The following is a 5,978-nucleotide window of genomic DNA, read 5'->3' as shown; positions in this document are numbered from 1 at the left end:
GCACGCACTCATCATTTTGGTAGGAACAGGGCTATTCCAATTATTATGATGATTACAATGACAAAAACGGCAACTGAAATAGTATTGGCGAAATTAACTGTCCAGCCAGCCCAAGCCATTCTTTTGGGAGGTAGTATGCGTTTGTCTTCTTTGTTATAATAAAAGATTCCAAGCTTCCAGTTGTTTGGATCTTTGTGCCATTTTTCAAGTGTTTCTTTGCTTGGTTTTTCTTTTTGGCTCATTAGTAAATTGGTTTAATGCCATTTGTCAATATATTTTCGTCCAATGTTATTTGTCAGATCGAGCGCAATGTAATTAAGGTTAAGCTAACTCAAAAATGCGATAGCTTTAAAGTTTGAAGTTGTATCGAGAAGTCTCTAAAACAGGGTTCTCGATACTTCGTAATAATTTTCTATCGTAAATTATTACTCAACACGAACTGACGAATCCTTAATCTTAATGATATTGGCATGGAGCGCAATCGAGATGCTGTAATGGTTCTCGACGGTTAAACATCGGTGGTATAAGTTATTAATTTAATATCATTTAATTTTGGAACAAAAGAAGGTTCGTTTTTTAGAACTGATAACTGACTACTCTTATATACCTACTCACTGACCACTTTTTTTTAAGCTGATTACTGTGCACTGAATACTGATCACTCTTTAAAGTCACTTCCTAAAACTCGATTTTCTTTTTACGCAATTCAAAATTCTGTCCCAGGTACACACGTCTAACCATTTCGTCTTCCACCAATTCCTCCGGAATCCCTGCTTTTAGGATTCCTCCTTCAAACATAAGATAGGTTTTGTCCGTAATGGCCAGAGTTTCCTGAACATTATGGTCAGTGATTAGAATCCCTATGTTTTTGTTTTTTAATTGTGCGACGATGCGCTGTATGTCCTCAACAGCTACAGGGTCGACACCGGCGAAGGGTTCATCCAGCAAAATAAATTTAGGGTCGGTAGCCAAACAACGTGCTATTTCGGTACGGCGACGTTCTCCACCCGAAAGTAAATCGCCTCGGTTCGTACGAATGTGCTCCAAGCTGAATTCGTCGATCAAGCTTTCCATTTTTGCGACTTGCTCTTCTTTTGAAAGTTTGGTCAGCTGCAAAACGCTCAGTATGTTGTCTTCGATACTCAGTTTTCTGAAAACGGAAGCTTCCTGTGCCAAATAACCGATCCCGTGCTGTGCACGTTTGTACATAGGATAATCGGTAATGTTCATGTCGTCAAGATAGATGTTCCCCGAATTTGGCTTTACCAATCCCACAATCATATAAAACGAAGTCGTTTTCCCGGCACCATTTGGTCCCAGAAGTCCAACGATTTCCCCCTGGTTTACTTCAACCGAAATGCCTTTTACCACACTTCGGCCTTTATATGTTTTTACTAAATTTTCTGCTCTTAAAATCATTTCGTTTCGTGTAATTGTTTAATCAAAATCCTGCTTAAGCGTCACAAATAAACGAATAAACAAATCAGCAAATCAACCTATTAACAATTATTTAGTTTCTTTTCTATTACAGTTATTTCCTAAAGCCCATTTGAGACTACTTCCCTTAAGCCGTTGGATGTAACTAGTTTTTTATTTTAAATTTTCGTCAGTTCGAGTGATTCGCCGCGGCGAAGTGTATCGAGAACAGAAAGTTTATTGATAAAAACGGGTTCTCGATACATTTTTTGTTCCGTTTCACTACTCAAAAACAGTACCAATGACATTTTGTTGAAAGTAAAAAATTATGTTTTACTAATTTTCTTTTTTGCTTGATCAAAAAAGAAACAAAAAAATATTCATGCGTTGTTATTGTTTTTTTGGTATTCATGAATCTTCGATTTCAAGTCTACACTCCCTCGTCGGTCAAATTAGTTCTCGAACACTAAAAGAAAAGAACTCGCTGCGCTCAAACAGCTTTTCTTTTTACGTATTCTTCAAACATTTGACGCTCGACTGCGGAAGCTAAGGACAATTGAAGCTCGTAAATAACAGCAATTTTAGTTTGTAATTGAATTCAACTTAAAACCTCAAACGTCATTTTATATTTCTTTTTTTAGAATAAAAATTATGCCTCGAACTGACGGTTTTAATAATTATATCTAAAGGCTTTTCTTTAGTTGAGATATGTTTATTTTGTGGCCTCTTCTTCCAGCGCTTCCCAGAATTCATAGGCTCTGCGCAAATGAGGTACGACGATCGTTCCGCCAACCAATGTGGCAATTCCCATGGCTTCCATCATTTCTTCTTTGGTAACGCCTTCTTTATGGCTTGTTTCCAAATGGTATTTTACGCAGTCATCACAACGTAATACGGCAGAAGCCACTAAACCCAGAAGTTCTTTTGTTTTCACGTCAAGAGCACCAGCCGCATACGCATTGGTATCCAGATTGAAAATACGTTTTACGATTTTATTGTTGTCAGACAGTAATTTTTCGTTCATTCTGGAACGATACTCATTAAATTCTTCGATTATGGCAGCCATCTTATTTTTTTTCGTTTTTAGAAACAAATACAGAGATAAAAATACTTGCTTCGTAGATTAATAACATTGGAATTGCGACAATAGTTTGACTCACTACGTCCGGAGGAGTAACTATGGCCGCTACAATCAGTACAAGTACAATTGCATATTTTCGGTTGTTTCTTAAAAAGCTAGGGGTTACGAGCCCGAGTTTTGTCAAGAAATAGATGATAATTGGTAGTTCAAAAAACAAGCCACTGGCCAGAACAGATGTTTTCACCATTCCTATATAGGAGTCCAGCGTAAACTGGTTCAATACGACATCGCTGACGGTAAAGGTGGCCACAAAATTGACGGACATCGGAATCACTACAAAGTAGCCAAAAAGAACGCCCAAGAAGAAAAGCAGGGAGGAGAAAAAGATGAAAACTTTGGCGTTTTTCTTCTCTTTGGTGTATAGGGCAGGGCTGATGAATTTCCAAATTTCCCACAATATATAGGGGAAGCTCAAAATGAATCCGGCCAGGACGCACATCCAAATAAAGACGTTAACCTGGCCTTCCATCTGCGTATTCTGGATTATGAAGGGCATTTCAGTAATGCAGATATTGTCTGCAAAACCCAGCTGATGGGATAAATCACAGAAGAAACGATAGGTGAAAAAAGTAGGCCTAGTAGGGCCAAATATTATGGTGTCAAACAGATAGTCACTCATGAAATAAGTGACGATTGCCATGATGATTATTGCGATTGTGCTCCTGACTAATAACCATCTTAAATCTTCAAGATGATCTAAAAACGACATCTCGTTTAAGTTTTTCTTTGCCATTATAGTATTCCTTCTTTTAATATATCATGTAAATGTAATACGCCTTTGTAGTCCTCGCCATCCACAACTACCAGTTGGGTGATGGAGAAATCTTCAAGAATATTTAAGGCGTCTACCACCATGGCTGTTGATTGAATCAATTTCGGGTTTTTGGTCATGATGTCTTTAGCTGTTAAATCAGCAAAAGAATCCCTGTCATTCAGCATACGTCGAATGTCACCGTCAGTGATGATACCGATCACTTTGTCCTGATCGACAACAGCTGTTACACCGAGTCGTTTTTCCGAAATTTCAAAAATCACCTTCTTTATCGAAGTGTCTGGGGAAACCATAGGTTTTAATGTATGTTCCAGCATGTCTTGTACCCTGAGCAATAATTTTTTTCCTAGAGCGCCTCCCGGATGGTATTTAGCAAAATCTTCGGGTTTGAAACCGCGAATTTCCATTAAACATACCGCTATTGCATCACCCATAACTAATTGGGCGGTGGTGCTGCTTGTTGGAGCCAAATTGATAGGGCAAGCCTCTGATTCCACGGTGGTATTTAGAATAAAATCGGAGCCTTTGGCCAGAAAGGAGGTCATGTTTCCGGTAATGGCGATTAAAGTGTTCCCAAAACGTTTTAAGAGCGGAACCAAAACCTTAATTTCGGGGCTATTTCCGCTTTTAGAAATGCATATGATCACATCGTGATTTTGTACCATCCCCAAGTCGCCGTGAATCGCTTCGGAGGCATGAAGGAACATCGATGGGGTTCCGGTTGAATTAAATGTGGCCACCATTTTTTGGGCTATGATTGCGCTTTTTCCTATGCCGGTGACAATCAATCGGCCTTTTGAATTATAGATTGCTTGAGTTGCTTCTGAAAAATTATCGTCCAGTGAATCAGTTAGTTTTGTAATCGCCTCGCTCTCAGATAAAATGGTTTTTTTGGCGATAGCCAATATATTTTCTTTAGATATCAAAACAGAATATTTAAAATTTGTGTGTGTAAAAGAAATTTGTATCTTTATGTGTTGCAAATTTATACAAAATACCACATAATACCATATAATAAAGAATGAATTCAAACGAAATTGACATCCATAAAGAATTAAAGAAATATTTTGGCTTTAGCCAATTTAAGGGGTTGCAGGAACAAGTGATAAAAAGTTTGCTCAACAGACAAAATACATTTGTTATCATGCCAACAGGAGGTGGGAAATCACTCTGTTATCAACTACCGGCTTTAATACAAGAGGGGACAGCCATTGTTGTTTCGCCTCTGATCGCTTTAATGAAAAACCAAGTAGATGCCATCCGAAGCTTGTCTTCAGAAAATGGTATCGCCCATGTTTTAAACTCTTCCCTGACAAAAACAGAGATTACCCAAGTAAAAAAGGACATTACGTCCGGACTGACGAAATTGCTGTATGTGGCCCCGGAATCATTGACCAAAGAGGAAAATGTCAATTTTCTTAAAACGGTCAAGATTTCTTTTGTTGCTATCGACGAAGCCCATTGCATCTCTGAATGGGGTCATGATTTTAGGCCGGAATACAGAAATCTAAAAAACATTATTAAACAATTGGATGATTTGCCTATCATAGGTCTTACGGCTACGGCAACCCCAAAAGTTCAGGAGGACATCCTGAAAAATTTGGATATGTGTGATGCGACTACTTTTAAGGCATCGTTCAACAGGCCTAATTTGTATTATGAAGTACGCACGAAAACGAAAAATGTAGAATCGGATATCATTCGTTTCATAAAACAACATAAAGGCAAATCGGGGATTATTTATTGCTTAAGCCGCAAAAAGGTTGAGGCGATTGCCCAAGTATTGCAAGTAAATGGGGTTAGCGCGGTGCCTTACCATGCCGGATTGGACGCGAAAACGCGAGCCAGGCATCAAGACATGTTTCTCATGGAGGACGTGGATGTGGTAGTGGCAACGATCGCTTTTGGGATGGGGATTGACAAGCCCGATGTGCGTTTCGTGATTCACCATGACATTCCGAAATCACTGGAAAGCTACTATCAAGAAACGGGTCGTGCCGGTCGAGATGGCGGCGAAGGACACTGTTTAGCCTACTATTCTTATAAAGATGTTGAAAAATTAGAGAAATTCATGTCGGGGAAACCTGTTGCGGAGCAAGAAATTGGCTTTGCTTTATTGCAGGAGGTGGTGGCTTATGCCGAAACTTCGATGTCAAGAAGGAAATTCCTGCTGCATTATTTTGGTGAAGAATTCGACAGCGAAACTGGCGAAGGTGGTGATATGGATGATAATGTCAGAAATCCAAAAGCGAAAATCGAAGCCCAAAAGCAGGTAGTGAAATTACTCGAAGTGGTAAGAGACACCAAGCACTTATACAAATCCAAGGAGATCGTCTTTACCTTGATAGGTAGGGTCAATGCCGTGATAAAAGCACATAGAACAGATGTTCAATCCTTCTTTGGTTCGGGAGTTGCCTTTGATGAGAAATACTGGATGGCCTTGTTGCGACAAGTTTTGGTAGCAGGGTATTTGACCAAAGATATCGAGACCTATGGTATCGTTAAAATTACCGATAAGGGATTGGGCTTTATAAAGAAACCAAGTTCTTTTATGATGTCTGAGGACCATGAATACAATGAAGCTGGTGATGAGGCCATTGTAACTGCTTCAAAATCATCTGGCGTTATCGATGAAGCCTTGATGACGAT

Annotated in this window: 6 protein-coding genes; 1 reads left to right on the top strand and 5 read right to left on the bottom strand. The window is 39.1% G+C overall.

The features are described from left to right. Window positions 1-11: 11 nt before the first annotated feature. The 5 genes from VIH09_RS03055 to VIH09_RS03035 form a co-directional block, all read right to left on the bottom strand. Window positions 12-242 (bottom strand): DUF5808 domain-containing protein, encoded by a 231-nt coding sequence (locus VIH09_RS03055; protein WP_331577751.1) that lies wholly within the window; start codon window positions 240-242, stop codon window positions 12-14. A 436-nt stretch (window positions 243-678) separates the two neighbouring features. After that, the gene (gene lptB, locus VIH09_RS03050) at window positions 679-1,419 is read right to left on the bottom strand and encodes an LPS export ABC transporter ATP-binding protein (RefSeq protein WP_331577749.1); all 741 of its coding nucleotides are present in this window, start codon (window positions 1,417-1,419) and stop codon (window positions 679-681) included. Window positions 1,420-2,128: 709 nt separating this feature from the next. Further along, window positions 2,129-2,482 carry a carboxymuconolactone decarboxylase family protein gene (locus VIH09_RS03045; protein ID WP_331577747.1) on the bottom strand — a complete coding sequence of 118 codons (354 nt, stop codon included), beginning with the start codon at window positions 2,480-2,482 and terminating at the stop codon, window positions 2,129-2,131. A gap of 1 nt (window position 2,483) precedes the next feature. Further along, a complete protein-coding gene (tatC, locus tag VIH09_RS03040; protein ID WP_331577745.1) occupies window positions 2,484-3,290 on the bottom strand; it encodes a twin-arginine translocase subunit TatC in 807 nt (268 codons plus the stop codon). After that, window positions 3,290-4,255 (bottom strand): KpsF/GutQ family sugar-phosphate isomerase, encoded by a 966-nt coding sequence (locus VIH09_RS03035; protein WP_331577743.1) that lies wholly within the window; start codon window positions 4,253-4,255, stop codon window positions 3,290-3,292. The genes tatC and VIH09_RS03035 overlap by 1 nt, the downstream gene beginning before the upstream one ends. A gap of 95 nt (window positions 4,256-4,350) precedes the next feature. On the opposite strand from VIH09_RS03035, the gene VIH09_RS03030 reads away from it, so the two are divergent. Continuing rightward, on the top strand, window positions 4,351-5,978 hold a 1,628-nt coding region (locus VIH09_RS03030; RefSeq protein WP_331577741.1), incomplete at its 3' end, for an ATP-dependent DNA helicase RecQ.

This window comes from Flavobacterium sp., assembly GCF_036515215.1.
GTDB lineage: Bacteria > Bacteroidota > Bacteroidia > Flavobacteriales > Flavobacteriaceae > Flavobacterium.
This window is presented reverse-complemented; position numbering and strand designations above follow the sequence as displayed.